Annotated in this window: 18 protein-coding genes and 2 pseudogenes; 15 read left to right on the forward strand and 5 right to left on the reverse strand. The window is 38.8% G+C overall.

Annotated features, from left to right (window positions below; all coding sequences use genetic code 11):
* The first annotated feature begins 93 nt into the window (after window positions 1-93).
* Together AC01GB_RS17495 and pta are read left to right on the forward strand one after the other, a co-directional pair.
* The gene (locus AC01GB_RS17495; RefSeq protein ID WP_474452864.1) at window positions 94-1,296 is read left to right on the forward strand and encodes an acetate kinase; all 1,203 of its coding nucleotides are present in this window, start codon (window positions 94-96) and stop codon (window positions 1,294-1,296) included.
* Window positions 1,297-1,369: 73 nt separating this feature from the next.
* On the forward strand, window positions 1,370-3,526 hold the full coding sequence (gene pta, locus AC01GB_RS17500) for a phosphate acetyltransferase (RefSeq protein ID WP_474452865.1): 2,157 nt from the start codon (window positions 1,370-1,372) through the stop codon (window positions 3,524-3,526).
* 164 nt (window positions 3,527-3,690) lie between these two features.
* Here pta and AC01GB_RS17505 read toward each other — a convergent pair whose 3' ends face one another.
* The 3 genes from AC01GB_RS17505 to AC01GB_RS17515 are packed head-to-tail and all read right to left on the reverse strand — an operon-like array spanning window position 3,691 to window position 4,890.
* Entirely contained in the window at window positions 3,691-4,068 is a 378-nt protein-coding gene (locus AC01GB_RS17505; RefSeq protein WP_474452866.1) for a DUF4832 domain-containing protein, read from the reverse strand.
* A complete protein-coding gene (locus AC01GB_RS17510; RefSeq protein WP_474452867.1) occupies window positions 4,058-4,504 on the reverse strand; it encodes a hypothetical protein in 447 nt (148 codons plus the stop codon). The genes AC01GB_RS17505 and AC01GB_RS17510 overlap by 11 nt, the downstream gene beginning before the upstream one ends.
* Entirely contained in the window at window positions 4,498-4,890 is a 393-nt protein-coding gene (locus tag AC01GB_RS17515; RefSeq protein ID WP_474452868.1) for a DUF4874 domain-containing protein, read from the reverse strand. Before AC01GB_RS17515 ends, AC01GB_RS17510 begins: the two co-directional genes overlap by 7 nt.
* A 443-nt stretch (window positions 4,891-5,333) precedes the next feature.
* Here AC01GB_RS17515 and AC01GB_RS17520 point away from each other — a divergent pair, with 443 nt between their 5' ends.
* The 12 genes and pseudogenes from AC01GB_RS17520 to AC01GB_RS17575 form a co-directional block, all read left to right on the forward strand.
* Window positions 5,334-5,735: a hypothetical protein gene (locus AC01GB_RS17520; RefSeq protein ID WP_474452869.1), complete on the forward strand. Its 402-nt coding sequence runs from the start codon at window positions 5,334-5,336 to the stop codon at window positions 5,733-5,735.
* Window positions 5,699-5,911: a Tc toxin subunit A gene (locus AC01GB_RS17525; RefSeq protein WP_474452938.1), complete on the forward strand. Its 213-nt coding sequence runs from the start codon at window positions 5,699-5,701 to the stop codon at window positions 5,909-5,911. Before AC01GB_RS17520 ends, AC01GB_RS17525 begins: the two co-directional genes overlap by 37 nt.
* Entirely contained in the window at window positions 5,892-6,266 is a 375-nt protein-coding gene (locus tag AC01GB_RS17530) for a hypothetical protein (RefSeq protein WP_474452870.1), read from the forward strand. Before AC01GB_RS17525 ends, AC01GB_RS17530 begins: the two co-directional genes overlap by 20 nt.
* 43 nt (window positions 6,267-6,309) lie before the next feature.
* Complete coding sequence (locus tag AC01GB_RS17535; protein ID WP_474452871.1) at window positions 6,310-7,968, forward strand: hypothetical protein; 1,659 nt, start codon at window positions 6,310-6,312, stop codon at window positions 7,966-7,968.
* Window positions 7,969-8,129: 161 nt separating this feature from the next.
* Complete coding sequence (locus tag AC01GB_RS17540; RefSeq protein WP_474452872.1) at window positions 8,130-8,645, forward strand: neuraminidase-like domain-containing protein; 516 nt, start codon at window positions 8,130-8,132, stop codon at window positions 8,643-8,645.
* 60 nt (window positions 8,646-8,705) lie between these two features.
* Entirely contained in the window at window positions 8,706-9,035 is a 330-nt protein-coding gene (locus AC01GB_RS17545; RefSeq protein ID WP_474452873.1) for a neuraminidase-like domain-containing protein, read from the forward strand.
* Window positions 9,036-9,126: 91 nt separating this feature from the next.
* Window positions 9,127-10,806, forward strand: a complete 1,680-nt coding sequence (locus tag AC01GB_RS17550; RefSeq protein WP_474452874.1) for a hypothetical protein — start codon at window positions 9,127-9,129, stop codon at window positions 10,804-10,806.
* 3 nt (window positions 10,807-10,809) lie between these two features.
* The gene (locus AC01GB_RS17555; RefSeq protein ID WP_474452875.1) at window positions 10,810-11,073 is read left to right on the forward strand and encodes a hypothetical protein; all 264 of its coding nucleotides are present in this window, start codon (window positions 10,810-10,812) and stop codon (window positions 11,071-11,073) included.
* A 13-nt stretch (window positions 11,074-11,086) separates the two neighbouring features.
* Window positions 11,087-12,049: a hypothetical protein gene (locus AC01GB_RS17560; RefSeq protein ID WP_474452876.1), complete on the forward strand. Its 963-nt coding sequence runs from the start codon at window positions 11,087-11,089 to the stop codon at window positions 12,047-12,049.
* A gap of 33 nt (window positions 12,050-12,082) precedes the next feature.
* Window positions 12,083-12,622 (forward strand): annotated as a pseudogene (locus tag AC01GB_RS17565) (Tc toxin subunit A-related protein); the annotation flags it as partial.
* 16 nt (window positions 12,623-12,638) lie between these two features.
* Window positions 12,639-12,821, forward strand: a complete 183-nt coding sequence (locus AC01GB_RS17570; protein WP_474452877.1) for a Tc toxin subunit A-related protein — start codon at window positions 12,639-12,641, stop codon at window positions 12,819-12,821.
* Window positions 12,822-13,078: 257 nt separating this feature from the next.
* A pseudogene (locus tag AC01GB_RS17575) lies at window positions 13,079-14,095 on the forward strand (RHS repeat-associated core domain-containing protein); the annotation flags it as partial.
* Between the two features lie 192 nt (window positions 14,096-14,287).
* On the opposite strand, the gene yfcD reads toward AC01GB_RS17575, so the two are convergent.
* Window positions 14,288-14,842 (reverse strand): NUDIX hydrolase YfcD, encoded by a 555-nt coding sequence (gene yfcD, locus AC01GB_RS17580; RefSeq protein WP_474452878.1) that lies wholly within the window; start codon window positions 14,840-14,842, stop codon window positions 14,288-14,290.
* Between the two features lie 852 nt (window positions 14,843-15,694).
* Here yfcD and AC01GB_RS17585 point away from each other — a divergent pair.
* Window positions 15,695-16,615, forward strand: a complete 921-nt coding sequence (locus AC01GB_RS17585) for a TIGR01777 family oxidoreductase (RefSeq protein ID WP_474452879.1) — start codon at window positions 15,695-15,697, stop codon at window positions 16,613-16,615.
* Here AC01GB_RS17585 and AC01GB_RS17590 read toward each other — a convergent pair.
* The gene (locus tag AC01GB_RS17590; protein ID WP_474452939.1) at window positions 16,608-17,180 is read right to left on the reverse strand and encodes a UbiX family flavin prenyltransferase; all 573 of its coding nucleotides are present in this window, start codon (window positions 17,178-17,180) and stop codon (window positions 16,608-16,610) included. The genes AC01GB_RS17585 and AC01GB_RS17590 overlap by 8 nt on opposite strands.
* Window positions 17,181-17,256 lie beyond the last annotated feature (76 nt).

The following is a 17,256-nucleotide window of genomic DNA, read 5'->3' on the forward strand; positions in this document are numbered from 1 at the left end:
CTAGCATTCTATTGGATTGATGTTTATTAACCCTAGTCTTCCTGGTTAATCTGACAAAGAAGACTCCATGATAACGATATAGTAGGTGATTCCATGTCAAGTAAGCTGGTACTTGTCCTCAACTGCGGTAGCTCTTCCCTTAAATTTGCTATCATTGATCCGATTAACGGCGAAGAACAACTATCTGGTTTAGCAGAATGTTTTCATCTACCAGAAGCCCGTATTAAGTGGAAAATAGATAGCACTAAAAACGAAGCTGCTTTAGGTTCAGGCGCTGCTCACAGTGAAGCGATGGCTTTCATTGTCAATCAAATTCTCACCGCAAAACCAGAATTAGCGCAAGCCATTTCGGCTATTGGCCATCGTATTGTTCATGGTGGTGAAAAATTTACCAAATCGGTTATTATCAATGATGAAGTCGTTGAAGGCATTAAAGCCTCTATTCCATTTGCATCATTACATAATCCTGCTGGTATTATTGGACTTGAAGAAGCTAAAAAAGCATTTCCACATTTAAATGACAAGCATGTCGCTGTATTTGACACCGCCTTCCATCAAACCATGCCGGTTGAAGCTTATTTATATGCTCTACCTTATAATCTTTACAAAAAGCATGGTATTCGTCGTTACGGGGCGCACGGTACCAGTCATTACTATGTTTCCCAGCAAGCTGCCAAAGAATTGAATAAATCGATCGATAAACTGAATGTAATCACCTGTCATTTGGGCAATGGTGGATCAGTTACCGCGGTCGTTAATGGTCAATCTGTAGATACTTCAATGGGTCTCACACCGCTAGAAGGCTTAGTAATGGGAACCCGCAGTGGTGATATCGATCCAGCTATTGTGTTCCACCTTCACGACACCTTGGGTATGAGTGTTGATCAGATCAATACATTATTAACCAAAGAGTCTGGCATACTTGGATTAACTGAAGTTACCAACGACTGTCGTTATGTCGAAGACAATTATGACACTAAAGCAGATGCAAAACGAGCGATGGATGTCTATTGTCATCGTTTAGCCAAATATATCGCCGCTTATTGTGCATTAATGGAAGGACGCCTAGACGCTATTATCTTCACCGGTGGTATTGGCGAAAATTCAGCTTTAGTACGTGAATTAACCCTTAAGAAGCTATCTTTAATTGGTATTAAATATGAACACGAGCGCAACTTAGCCGCCCGTTTTGGCAAATCAGGCAAGATCACAACTGACGATAGCATTCCTGCTCTGGTTATTCCAACAAATGAAGAGTTAGTTATTGCTCAGGACGCGAGCCGTCTAACGGCATAAATAGATTAGAAACTGTCAGTCTACTGATTGGCAGTACTAAGTTGAACATCTTGCAATTGTTAAAGAGGTACTTGTGTCCCGTACAATAATGTTAATACCGACTGACATTAGTGTTGGCTTAACCAGTGTCAGTTTAGGGGTCGTTCGTTCAATGGAGCAAAAAGGGGTTAGTCTAACGGTTTTTAAACCCATTGCTCAACCCCGTTTTGGTAATAAAGATCAGACAACTGAAGTATTACGCTCCCACTCTAGTGTTCAGGTCGCTGAACCACTAAAAATGAGTTATGTTGAATCCCTACTCGCTAATGATCAAAAAGATGTTTTAATGGAAGAGATTGTTGCGCGATACCATGACAATAAGCAGCAGGCTGAAGTTATTCTGATCGAAGGTTTAATGCCTACCCGTAAGCACCCTTTTGCCCAATCGCTGAATTACGATATCGCTAAAACACTGGGGGCTGACGTTATTTTTGTCACCGCTCTGGGTAATAATACACCAGAACAGTTAAAAGAGCGCATTGAGTTAGCCCGCGCAGAGTTTGGTGGTGGACAAAATAAAAATATCACTGGGGTAATTATTAATAAACTCAATGCACCAGTTGATGAACATGGCCGTACCCGTCCTGATTTATCAGAAATATTTGATGAATCAACGAAAGCCACAATCGCAAAAATTGACAGTAAAACGTTAGCTGACAATTGTCCGCTACCAATTTTGGGTTGTATTCCGTGGAATTTTGACCTGATAGCCACCCGTGGTATAGATATTGCGAATCATCTGAGTGCCACCATCATCAATGAAGGTGCATTACAAACCCGGCGCATAAAATCGGTTATTTTCTGTGCCCGGAGTGTGCCCAATATGGTCGAGCTGTTTCGTCCCGGCACATTGCTGGTGACCTCTTCTGATCGCCCAGATGTTATCGTATCTGCCTGTCTAGCTGCCATGAATCGTATCGAAATTGGCGCGTTACTGTTAACTGGCGGTTACCCTATTGCCAAGCCGATACACGATCTCTGTCACCGTGCTTTCGAAACGGGCTTACCGGTGCTGATGGTAGATACCAATACCTGGCAAACTTCATTAAGTCTACAAAGTTTCAGCTTAGAAGTGCATGCAGATGATCATGAGCGAATTGAAAAAATACAAAATTATGTTGCTTTACATATCAACCAAAAATGGATCAATTCACTGACTGCTGATTCTGAACAACCCAAACGGCTATCACCGCCGACTTTCCGTTATCAATTAACCGAGCTCGCACGTAAAGCTAACAAACGTATCGTGCTACCGGAAGGTAATGAACCGCGTACGGTAAAAGCGGCGGCTATTTGCGCTGAAAGAGGTATTGCCACCTGTATTCTGCTAGGTGAACCTGATGAAATAAAACGGGTTGCCGCTGCGCAAGGAATTGAATTAGGCGCGGGGATCGAAATTGTGGCGCCTAAATCAGTACGGAAAAATTATGTTGAGCGTTTGGTTGAGCTGCGTAAAAATAAAGGCATGACTGAAATTGTTGCGCGCGGACAGTTAGAAGATAATGTGGTGTTAGGCACCATGATGCTGGAAAAAAATGAGGTTGATGGTTTAGTTTCCGGCGCAATTCATACCACCGCCAATACTATTCGCCCACCGTTGCAACTAATCAAAACTGCGCCAGGTAGTTCAATCGTCTCCTCGATATTCTTTATGCTGTTACCTGAGCAAGTATTAGTTTATGGCGACTGCGCAATAAATCCAGACCCAACGGCAGAACAATTATCGGAAATTGCCATTCAGTCAGCCGACTCTGCCAAAGCATTTGGTATTGAACCACGCGTGGCGATGATCTCTTACTCTACCGGTAACTCCGGTGCCGGCAGTGACGTAGACAAGGTACGTGAAGCAACCAGTTTGGCACAAGCGAAACGGCCAGATCTGGTGATCGACGGTCCACTACAATATGATGCCGCCATTATGGCCGATGTAGCTAAATCTAAAGCACCAAATTCACCGGTAGCGGGTCAAGCCACGGTGTTTATTTTCCCTGATCTCAATACTGGCAATACCACTTATAAAGCGGTACAACGCTCAGCTAATCTGGTTTCTATCGGCCCAATGCTACAAGGGATGCGTAAACCGGTTAATGACTTGTCCCGTGGCGCGCTAGTTGATGATATCGTTTATACCATTGCGCTCACCTCTATTCAGGCAACACAAAATCAAAAAATAATGGATTTTTCTCACTAGTGAAAAAGCTGAAACACAATGTGTTTCAGCTTTTTTATTTATTAAACACTTAATTAATAACTAACTTTAATCGATGAAATTAAATTTTACTAGCCGCTAACTGAATGAAAAAAACACATTAATAGCTAAAAACTGGCTAACGCCCTCAATTTACTAGCTGAGTTTTATTCAATAACTGGTATGTTAGCGAAAACATTAAAACGATGTTTATCGGTAACGATTAAACTGAAATTACTTCCCCCATTTGCCAATTGTATATCATATTTGACATCATCTCTTAACATAGGACTTTCATCGGGTAACCATAACGCTAGCAAATGTTTTCCGCTTTTTATATTAATAACCTGACAGGAAATACTAAATGTATATCCCCTACCCGCAGCACACATCTCAGCACCAGCTGGCAAAAAAAACTGCCATTTGATCTCATGTTGCTCATCGAGTAACACAATCGCAATTGGCCTAACGTTTACTGGTCGGGCAAAACCATAATTTTTTAGGCTAAACTTTAAATCAAAATAATCACCGACTCTAACAAACAATGGGTAAGGCGCTTCTTGTGGTATAACTTTCCTTTGTTTGATCCCAAAAATAATCCCGGTCACAAATAAATCCTGTATTTTCAAACCGTTTTAAATTTATAACTGCTTTGCGTAAAGCGGCTATACATAAATTTAAATTATGTATAATACTAAAAGTTGAAGCGCCTAATTCAGTAAAGCTCCAAATCGTTCCCCAACCAAAATCAGCAGGAATAGCATTAAGACACCAGGCATCACGGCCATCATCGTGATAAGGCATTTCAACGTCATAGATAGAATTTACACCAATTTTTTTCAGATCGTTATATACCGCACTTTGCCAAGTAAAGTTATTACCAGTAGCATATTTATGCGCATCTAAGGTATAGTAATCATTATTCAAACCAATACGAAATTGGTCATCAAACTGTAGCGGGCCAAGTGAGTTAATCAACATATCTCATTAGGCTTATAACGCATGGTTACTTTTCTATTTGCCGGCATAAAATCGGTATAAAATGTACGGTAGATTTGACGCTTTTCCTCATCTTTATAACAACTACCGTGTTGCTCGCCACAAGTACCAATCCAACCAAATTGAAAGGCATATATTACGCCATTGGCCAATAGTGGCTTTAATTGCCGCATATGTTGTTTTACTTTTTCTACTTCAGGCTCCAGAATATGGTTAGCATATTTATAGACAAATCTAACCAGCAACTTAACACCGGCTAATGTCGCTTGGCGAAAGACATAATTAATCAGCTCAATAGCTTTATCATCAAGATCTTTATTTATATATTCTGTTAGATATATATTGCTGAAAAATTTGATAACATTCACCGGAAAAGGGATTTATTAAATCTTCATTTAATAAAATTATATTTTCATGTCTAAAACCTCGCTCCGGATTCATTATTATTACTTTGCCATTCTCGTCTGATGGATAGCATCCTCGATAGCTTTTCTGCTTATATTGTATAGTGTTTTTCATTATTATTCCTTTCTAATCCTACATTAGATATTAATTAACGGATTTATTTCAAATTAAAAATCATAATTACATATAAGAAATAAAATTAATTATTAAAAAATTATATGATATATTTTTATAATTATTATTTAATTCCAATAGATAAAATTAAGCGTTTAATTTATAAATTTTAAAATAAAATAAAATTAAAAAATATGAATATAAATAATCGCGTCTGATTTTTATATTACATCAAAAGATATACCTTTTCTTTAAAACAACGATAGAGCCATCTAATATAAGTGAGGGTTTTATGTCATACCAAATTAACAAAAATTCCATTAAGAATATTATTAATAAATTAAATATTAAATCATTCAGTGAACTAGCTGATTACGCTAAAGAAGAACTTTATCAAGTTGCCGATAATCAATTAAGCTTGCAGGATTGTGACCAACTGTTAGCCCAAGCCAAAAAGATCCAGGCAAAAAATAATACTCAATACCAGCAACAAATCACCCGCCAAGCCATTCCAAAACAATCAACACATCTGGTCGCGACTCAATTACAGACAAATTTTAGCAACACAAAAGCGCAACAACTGCAGTATGACGAAGCCATGTTTACAGTAACGATTTTATTCCCAATCGTGAGAGCGATTTTGTCAATCAAGGTAATATCGCATCCATGTTTTCACCAGCCGCTTATCTGGTAAAACTTTATCGCGAAGCACAAAAACTGCATCCGGTAAATTCGCCCTATTTTATCGACAATCGTCGCCCTGACTTAGCAGATCTGGTTTTGAGTCAGGACAATATAGATACACCAGTAAGCACGCTAACCTTATCCAATCAAATACTAGCGGCCCAAATTGGCAAAAAAAATCGGTGATAACGATAAACAAAAAATTCTCGACGCGTTAGCTAAAGATACGTTAAATCCCGATGGCCCCTATTATTACACCGATGTTATTCAGCAGGTTTTACAAAACCGTAATGTCATGCTGGCGCAATTGATTCAGCCGGAAAATCGTCCGGCCAATACCGATGAAACCTTTATCTTATGTACCGATTTAAAAATATCACCGCCGATTTATACACTATTAACCACGGAAATTACTCCAGATAATCTTGACGCTGAATACCAAAAAGTGTTTGGCACCATTCCACCACAAACCCTGACCACAGCGGTTGCGCTGGCAGAAAATTACGATTACCACCTGATTTTTTCAACTATTACTACCTAATAAAGATGCGGCGGAAAAGTAGCTTAAAGAACATTTACTAAAAGTGCATAAAATTGTTTTATTACACAAAACCACTCAGCTTATGCCACTTACGCTACTTAATTTAGTGGACGAAAGGAATGGTTACGTCACAGATGACATTTTAACTGAAATTTTGCAAATAAAACTATATGAACAATACGATACCATTAAAGAACCACAAGCACGGGTATTAGCCGGCCAACCCATTAGTCAAACCTTCGTTAATGGGGAACTTAGTCAATACGATCAAATGTTTAATAATCCACCTTTATATGGTCAAAAGTTTGCCCCGGACGATAAAGATTATGATATCGCGCCCAGCGCCCAAAATGTCTTTAAATCTAACCTGAAGCAAGCGTTTGGTGTTAATGACCAAGAGTTATATCAGATGTTACGGACTTTTAAAGACGATAACTATTGTAAAAATGACATAACAACAACTAGCGGTTTTTATTCATTCTATCTACTAACTTCTGCTTTTCATCTAACGGTTGCTGAATTAACTATCTTATTTACTCTACTCGACTATAAAAATATTCCATTTGGCGTATTAATTAACAAACTAAATACCACCGTCGAATGGTTAAATAAACAGAATCTTAATGTCGCAAGGTTAGCCGCATTAACGACAGATAATTTTGATACCAATCAGTCACCTGAAATTGAAAATTTGATTATTACGCTAAGAAGTAATTTAGATGATCCGAATTTATCAGATAATGCGCTTAAAAAGGCGCTAGCACCCTATTTTGCTTCCCAGTTAGCGCTTTCGTCAGCAGATATCGCCTACCAATTACTGATTTGGCTGGATAATATTAAAATTCGTCCTGAAGACCTAGACACCAATCAATTTTGGCAGCAAGTCGGTAACATTAACATTGATAAACCTTTTACTCTCAGTCCAACCGCCATCCGTTATTGCCACCGCATTGCCCAATTAGCGCTTATAACCAACCTGTTTAAGCTACCACTGGCTGAAGTCATGCTAATTGTAAAACAACCAGAGCATTTGAAAAAAGCGTTAACCAAAGTTTATCTAACGGTAAACAATTTACAATTTATCACTCAATTCCATGATTGGACCATCCTATTGGCGACACAAGCACCCGTCGCCATTACTTCATTGGGTAAAAATCAACTCACTGTCAGCATGCTGGCAAAAGCGATTAATATTCCAGTTGACGAATACACCGCCGCTGCTCAGCAAGTTGATAAACTCGCCACTAGCGATACCATTGTTACCGATGTCCAACAATGCTTATTCATTCAGCAGTGGTATCAGGCAGGGCAAACGTTAGCGGTTGATGCCACAGTGGTTGGCAGCTTATACGATCCCTCTAATAATTACCCATTAACACTGTCTTCGTTACAACTACAAACCCAAGTTCCAATTGATAGATTAACAAATGCTATTGCTGCATTGGCAAGAGGTTATGATCCAGCATCGGGAGATTATAGTTATCAAGCTGCTATCATTAACAATAATGGGAATATTGCATTATGGTATTTGGATATTGAAGAAAGAAATCCTGGCTATATACTGTTACTTTATCCTCTAGGGAATAATCAATTTAAAATCAAGGCCAAGATTTTTGATTGGAATCAAGATAAACAAGATGGTTGGGCTTATGAAACAACATCGGGCATCCAATATTTAGGGGATGCGAAAAAGATTCAGTGAAAATGAATATGAACTTACCACATTGATAGACTGGCAACATTAAAAATACCTAATGAAATTACAATTTACAATTGTGAAAATCAGCAACCGATTGTTAATCAAAAATATTCATATCAACAAAGAAGCGACCTATATCCAACAACAACCTTTATTGACCAATTTTGTCTCAAGAACTCAATATTAACATCCCAATTCAGCCAGATTTGGCCCCCTTTTTGTTATTCTTAGCCACCAGCCTGTTAAATGCCCTTAACAAGTCACAACTCAAAACCGTGAATGGTATTTTAGCTGAAAATCTCAGTCGTGCGCAATCTTACTATTATCTGGCTTATGTCGCTGACAACAACCTAGTGCTCACTAACCGAGATCAATTATATGGCTATCTATTAATTGATAACCAAGACAGTTATCAAGTCACAACCAGCCAGATAGCTGCAGCCATGGCGAGTGTGCAACTCTACATTAATCGCTGCATTCAACAGCCCGAGTATGAGGTTGGGGTAAATTATTCTGCCCTGCAACGGCCATTCTTCCAACAGTGGGAACAATACAATCGCCGTTACAGTAGCTGGGCTGGCATTAGGGAACTGGACTACTATCCAGAAAACTATATTAATCCGATTCAACGGATCGGCCAAACCCAGATGATGAATAAGTTGCTGCAAGCAATTAATTAAAGTCAGTTAACCAGCGATATTGTTGAACAGGCTTTCCATAGCTACCTGACCGATTTTGAGTTGGTTGCCCATTTAACCATAATCAGTGGCTACCATGACCAATTAGATGTGCAAAAAGGTTTCACCTATCTTATCGGTGCCAGCCAAGAAGCTTCGCCCAACTATTCCTGGCGTAAAGTTAATCATGATATGTTTATCAACCAAGGGGTTCCGGCTGATGCCTGGACAGAATGGCAGGCCATTACCGCCTCTGCTAAACCGTATCGAAACCTCATCCGGCCAGTTATTTTTAAATCACGTTTGTATCTGTTTTGGTTAGAACAACGGCAGGTAAATATAGAAAAAAAAGATACTGGCCAAACAGCCATCTATTCCCGAATACACTTATGATCTAAAACATTCGCATATCCCTTACGATGGCAACTGGAGCACGCCATTTACCTACACCACATTAGATATTAATGATGAACTTCTTGCTCTTTTGAATAAAGATAAGCCAACTATTAATGAGCAGGTAGGTTTATTTGTTACCTACGACCTTACTCAAAAAAATATGTTGGTCATATTGTACCATAAACAGCCAAAATATGATAAAGACGCTATGCCTACCGGGCAGTCATGGACAATTACCCAAAATTTTACTCTAATCAATAACGATGTTAAACAGACAGAATTTTTCCTTAGTCTATCAGTTATTTGGCGTGAGTTAGATACGACGATAGCTTTAAGTGTACCAGCTCCATTAAGCTATACTGCCCAGGTTCCTACTAATATTGTCGCCACTTCCCATTTCGTTGCACCAAAGATACCCAGCGGTCTTGCTCCGTTATCGCAGGGTTTAAGCCAGTTATCACTGATAAAAGATGCAGTTAATAATCAATATCGCTTAAATTGTGTGATTGTCCGTATTGAAGCCAAAGGACAAGATAACAACTACTTAAATACGGGTGATCCCGATCTGGACGCCCTGCCCGACGCGTTAGATACCCAATTTTCATTAACCCCATTTGGCCAGATAATAATTCAATACTACACCCTGCCATCAACCTCCACCAATCTTCTGACCGCCATATTTAAGCAAACCCAGGGTGAACATGCAGGTAAATACCAGGTGACCAGTTATACCAATTCACCCCAAGCAGCACCCACAATTTCACGTAGCTTCGTGGGAATTGAGCTGCCACCCTTCCGGGCTAACAACGCCAATTTGCAAATAGACTATGTCACACCAACCGATGAACAATCTACCTTTGATATTTATGCGAAAAATTTTGGTCAGGTGTTCAAAGTTAACGGCAATCCCGTATCATCAATGCTTATCCAAAGGCCTTATAGATATACTCTGACAGCAAGATTCGATGGTGCTATTCAAGCGACCCAAGAAATCATTGAAGAAGGTTTTTATTGGCAATTAGTCTTACCTAATAAAGCCTGGAATCTTCAATTAAATAAATTATCATCAACATCCTCTATAGAGTTTATGGTAAGTGTGAGTGATCGAGATGGTGGTGATATGGGTTCCGTCAGCCACCTAATTCCTATCCAAAGCAAAGTTGGTGATGACACCCAACCTCTATTACTAAAAACGGCAATTAACAAAACAAAATATATGGAAGGTGGACTCAGTGATATTTATCAGTCTGACCAACCGCAAAAGCATAGCGGTATTTATCAAGTCCGGCTCAATACCCTGTTTGCTAAGGAATTGACTGCTCGTGCAGATCGTGGACTAGATACCTTATTAAACCTTGATATCCAATATATGCCAGAACCCGCCCTGCCACGTAACGGTGTGCAAGTAACCTTAACGCTAAAACCCTATAATGAAATTATTCATGGCAGTAATAAAATCTTTAAACTTAAAGAAACAAATATTTGGCAAAATAATGATTCGTTACTGCTCTATATCGGTGAACTCAGTGATCAGCCCACTACCGTAACCTGCTTCCTTAATCGCTATAATGATGCTCACGGCGATAAAGATAATCTCTATTTAGAAGCTGAATATCAAAGTGGCAAACAACCGGATATTTTATTTCGCAAAATAAACGGTATGAGAGAGTGGCAATTAGACAAAAATTACCATAATGGAACTTTCCCTGGTCTAGAAAGTATTGATAACGTCGAAAGCTTCTTTTATAAAGTGGACAATAAGACCTAACCAATGGATTTTGCCGGCGCTAATGCACTCTATTTTTGGAAACTATTCTACTATGCGCCGATGCTGGTGATGAAGCGTCTGTTGCAAGAGCAAAATTTTGCTGATTCAGCCAGCTGGTTAAAATTTATTTTTAGCTCAGCCGGTTATAGTAACGGGCGGCAAAATCAGTACTGGAATACACGTCCATTGCTAGAGGGTACTAGCTGGAATGAGGTGCCTGAAGATCTCACCGATCCCGACGCGATTGCGCAAGCCGATCCATTATAAGTTATCGACTTTGATGAATATGATAGAGTTACTGATTGCCCGCGGTGATCAGGATTATCGTCAATTAGAGCGGGATACCTTAGCGGAAGCAAAAATGTGGTATCTACAAGCGCTGGAACTAATGGGTGAAGATGAACTTTCTTTACCAACAAGCTGGCAAAATCCAACCTTGAAAGATGCCGCCAAATCAGAAGAACACAAAATATTTAAACCAGAAAAAAATAGTAAGTGGCAAGAGCAACGCCTAGATCTAACACAAAAGCTGTATAACTTACGTCATAATCTCACCATTGATGGTAAACCACTCTCTTTACCCTTATTTTCCACACCAGCTAATCCAGCAGATTTATTAAGTGCTGCAGTGGCTAATGCTCAAGGTGGTATCCCACTGCCGACTGATATTACCTTGGGCTTATATCGTTTCCCACAAACACTAGAAAATGCCAAAGGGGTGGTGGCACAACTTACCCAGTACGGTAATACCTTCCTCGGTATCATTGAACGGCAAGATGCAGAAAAAATGGCGATGCTGCTACATACTCAAGGCTTAGCCTTGTCTAAGCACAGCCTAGTAATGCAAAAAACCACCCAAGAGGAGTTAAGCGAGGAACAAAAGGCCCTGCAAATTTCAATTACCTCAGCAAAACAGCGCAAAGAACACTATAAAGCGCTGTATGATCAGAATCTCAATGAGGGTGAACAAAAAGTTATCGATTTACACATAGCGGCCGATACTTTAATGACCACCACCAAACCTCTCTCTCTATATATGGCCGCGACGTTAGCTAATCTGGCGCCTAATATCTTTGGCTTAGCCGTTGGCAGCATGCAATATGGTGCTGTTCCTAGCGCTATCGCATTAGGCATTGAAACTGCCATCAGTGGCATCATAACCAGTGCCGATAAAACCTCGCAATCAGAGATATACCGTCGCCCTCGTGAAGATTGGCAGCAGATGTATCAAACTGCTGACTAAGAAGAACAACAGCTAACCGCCCAGTTAGCCGCTCTAGGAAAACGCATCACCGCAGCTAATCAACAATATAGTTATCTAGAAACTCAGCAAACCAACACCCTAGATCAATTTAATTTGTTGAAAAACAAATTCACTAATGAGGCCTTATATAACTGGCTACGTGGTCGCTTATCTGTCATCTATTTCCAATTCTATGATTTAGTTATTGCTCGCTGTCTACGCACCGAAAGCTCATTCCATTCGGAAACCAATAAATCAACCCAATTTATTAAACCCGGCGCCTGGCAAAGTACTTACGCCGGCTTATTGTGTGGTGAAGCCTTAATGCTCAATTTGGTTACCATGGAAGAAGCTTACCTGAAATGGGAAGCCAGAGCACTCGATGTTGATCGTACCGTGTCTTTGGCTGAATTCTATCAGCATATGCCCAACGGGTTTGATTTACGAGACACCATTCGAAAACTGATCAATGGCGAAAGTAGCGGCCCTATCGGCAATGACGATAATAAAGTCAGTCTGGAGCAAAAAACCTTACCTGCCACCATTAAAACTGCCGGAAGATTACCCCACTAATCTCAAGCTTGGCAACGTGCGACGCATCAAACAAATTAGTGTGTCGTTACCCGCTCTGTTTGGCCCCTATCAAGATATTCAAGCCGTGCTGGAATACACAGGTAATTTACAACTGACTAATGGCTGTAAAGCCATCGCTATTTCTCGCGGTGTTAATGATAGTGGCCAATTCCAACTTGATTTTAACGGCAGTAAATAGCTGCCTTTTGAGGGGATCCCAATCGAAGATCAAGGAGGATTAACTTTACAATTCCCGAATGCGCCCGAAAAACAAAAAGCCTTATTAAGTAGTTTAACCGATATCATCTTGCATATTCGCTACACCATCCGTGATAACGGTTAATCACTATTTTGTATCGTTTAATTAATTTCGTTAGGCCCTGTTTAGGGCCTTATGGGAGTTTAAAATGCCTGATAATCCAAATAATCAAGATAAATTATCCATTGCGCCCCTTTAATCAAATTGAGGCAGACTACAAAATTATTCGCTACTCAGGCAAGGAACGTGATGCAACAGGATTATACTACTATGGTTATCGCTATTACCAACCATGGGCGGGCCGATGGTTAAGTGCTGATCCAACAGAAACAGTAGATGGCTTAAATCTATACCGGATGGTCAGAAATAATCCAGTGACACTGCATGATATTGAGGGCATGGCGCCTACTTATCAAATGCAGCTAGAAAAAACTGTATCTATCTTTCGTGAACATGGACATCAGGAAGCTGCACGGATCTTCTCTTTACCTAATAATAAGCAAAATAGAATATTACCACCACTGCCGTCATCTGAGGAACTGGGATTAACAGCTCAAGAAGTATCAGCCGTAAAACTATATACAACTCATAGTTATACCCTCATCAATCAGTATGCCAGAGGAATTTTAGAGTCAGGCGAAAGTAAAAAGCTACAAAAAGTACTTAACAAAAATAAATTCTTAAAAATCGGTTTTATCGGCAAAGAGTCACTGGAAACCGGAGTAGCAAAATTTAATACCACTCTCGAATCTTCCCGAAAAAAACATCCATCAAATGAAAATTTTGGCAACGTGGTTTTTCGCGGAGTAGATTTTGATTACCCAGTCGGTGCACAGGATGAAACCCAATATACCACCATTGGTAGTGTTATTGAACAGAAAAGTTATACCAGCACAACCGTTGGCAGACCATTTTTGAACACCTATCTTTTAATTTTGCAAGCTCACGATGTGGCTGATGGTCGCTGGATTGCGCCATCAGCCAGCTTTCCAGGCGAAGATGAAGTGCTTTTTGCACCCAATACGAAATTCGTCATTAAAGATGTAGTGGCCAGTGATGAATTTGACAAAGCCAGATTTATTAGTTCAAATTTTGACAGTAAGTTTCATGTATCACAAAAAATAGAAAATTCTCGTCAATATCAGACGTTATACAGAGCACATAAAATAGATCATTATATTAAAAAATATATTTATGGTGAGATTATTCCTTGAGCTTGACGTAGTTAAAAAATTTAACTAATCAATTAAAACCCTTGGTGCAATTTCATTGCATCAAAGGATATTTTATTAATATCGGCTTTATCAGTCACATCTAAATAAATATTATGCTAATACTAGCCTTAAATGACAAAATTTTATGTATTTTAGCTTGTAACCAACAATAATGATTTGCTAATAAAATAGCTAATCAACTTTCTGGCATAACTTGGTTTTTTGCGATTCATTATTATTGCGGGTTAACCAAAGTGACAAGGCTTTCAGTGAATCAGGGGTAAATTCATGACGACGGGCATTAATCTCGTCTGGCGTCAACCAAAAAACCGATTCCACTTCCGCTTCCTGTAATGCAAACGGGCCATGACTGACACAGCTAAACAAACCACCCCACACCCGACATTGTGTTGTTTCATAATAAAAAAGCCCATGCTCTGCAAAAGGTACATCGGCAATCCCCAACTCTTCTTCTGCCTCTCGCCTGGCTGCTGCCAGCATACCTTCACCACTGGTAACAACACCGCCAGCGGTTGCATCAAGTAAACCAGGATAAATATCCTTCATTTCAGTACGACATTGGATCAAAATTTTACCCATACCATCATGCACAATAATATAAGCTGCACGATGACACAAATTCTCTGCTCTCATCTGCTGGCGTGTCGCCTGAACAATCACTTTATTTTTATCGTCAACAATATCAACCCATTCTGCATTGACTACTTCGCTTATTACTCGTCCCATCTTGAACCTTTCTCATTTTTAAGCGGTCATCAATCTGTTTACTTGAGTCTAAACTCAGTTACTTGCTGATGCAAATTAAGTCTTAATTAGATAGCCATTGGCGCACTTTTTACACCCTGTTTTTTACTACAGCTTAAATAAGCATAGCCTGTTATTAGCAGATACAAAAGGCTTTACGCCGAACCTAGGGATAGTTGAAATTAACAGTTAAATTACTCATAAAATCACATCAATTCTTTTTATAATATAAAGCAAAAATGATAATAAGTATCAAGTTAGCAAAATATAAAAACAAGATATACTAATTTTAGCAGCTAAATAAAACGATAAAAATTTACTGATATATATTAGCCATTTTCATATTAATTACTTTTATCTAGCGTCTGGTTTTTTTATAAATAACAACTAATATCAACAATAATTAATAAAATATTGCTATTATCCTACCTTTAATTTTAATATATTAACAATCTGTAAAATAACAACTTATTGTTACAATTAATTTATTGATGAATATAAATCTCTTTTCATAAAAAATTAAAATAAATAAGCTTAGCTAATATGATTTTTAGCATTGATTTAACAGCCTTACAAGAAATATGAATACATGATTATTATATAACTCACTATTTCATTTTTTAGTTTTAATTAATCAATAAGCTAACCAAACATTAACATTTAAAGTGTTAAATAACATCAATTAGCCATATTTAATGAAATTTTTTAAACAACAAATCGGCGACAATTTTACTGGCCAGTTTATTGATTCTACTCACAGTCTAATGATCTGCTGTTTCTTTAAATATCAATACTATAATTACTTATATCATTATTGAAAACCACGGAGTGAGAATGCGGATTTTTATTACTGGCAGTACCGGCTTAATTGGCTCAAAACTTGTTCAACAACTGGTTATACATTCCCATACTATCACCGTATTGAGTCGATCATGCCAAAAAGTTTACACCCTATTTGGTCGACATGTTGATTGTCTGACAAGCTTAAATGAGATTAATAATCTTGATGGTTTCGATGCCATTATTAATCTTGCCGGTGAACCTATTGCAAATAAACCATGGACTAAGGAACAAAAAATAATTCTGTGTGAAAGCCGCTGGAAAATGACAGAACGCTTAAGCCAACTAATCAAAGACAGTAAAAAACCACCAAAAACATTTATTTCTGGTTCAGCCGTTGGCTATTATGGTGATCAGGGACAAAGCGTTGTCACTGAATCCGATATGCCACATACCGAATTCACTCACCAACTATGCCAAAAATGGGAATCATTGGCATTAGAAGCAGAAAGTGATAAAACACACGTTTGTTTGCTACGAAACGGAGTGGTACTGGCGAAAGAAGGCGGTGTACTGAAGAAATTATTACCGATATTTAAAGCCGGATTAGGCGGGCCAATCGGCAAAGGCAAACAATATATTCCCTGGATCCATATTGATGACGTCGTCAATGCGATTAATTACCTGCTTGAGTCACCTTCATTATCCGGTGCGTTTAATATTACTTCACCCTACCCTGTGCATAATGATCAGTTCAGTGCAATACTCGCCGAAGTACTTAATCGTCCGGCAGTGATTAGAACGCCAGAATTTGTTATTAAATCGATTATGGGCGAATCTGCAGCATTAATGTTAGGTGGGCAACAAGCGATTCCAAAGCGTCTTGAAGAAGCTGGATTTAAATTTCACTATATTGAATTAAAAGAAGCATTAGAGTCATTACTGTTAACTACGTCGCAAGAGACCATTACTTAACACCTTGCCAACGAGTAAATAAGGTTTGTGGTAAGGTGATACCATATTGATCTAATATTCGATTGACAGTTTGATCGACAATGTCCTGTACGGTTTCTGGCTGATGATAAAAGGCCGGCATCGGTGGAAAAATTATCGCGCCAATATCTATGACATTCATCATTAATCTCAAATGGCCTAGGTGCAAAGGTGTTTCCCTGACACCCAAGATTAATTTACGCTTCTCTTTTAAAACCACATCAGCCGCCCGCGTAATTAATGTATCGTTATAACTATTGGCAATACCAGATAACGTTTTTATTGAACACGGCATAATAATCATACCGGAAGTAATAAATGAACCAGAAGAAATCGCCGCATCAATGTATCTATCTTCATAGACAACATCAGCCAATGCTTGAATATCGCGTAGGCGATAAGAGGTCTCCAGCGCTATAGTCTGCTTAGCTGCTGCACTGACAATTAAATGTGTTTCAACCTCAGCAACAGAACGTAAAACTTCAAGTAAACGAATACCGTAAATTGCACCACTAGCGCCTGTCAATCCGATAATTATTCTCTGCATCATTTTTGCTCAATAATAACGATAAAATAGATTTCAGTATTGTCAGCTTAACGATATCCGTTAAAGTCTAACTTAA

The sequence above is a fragment of the Candidatus Arsenophonus phytopathogenicus genome (genome assembly GCF_056113345.1).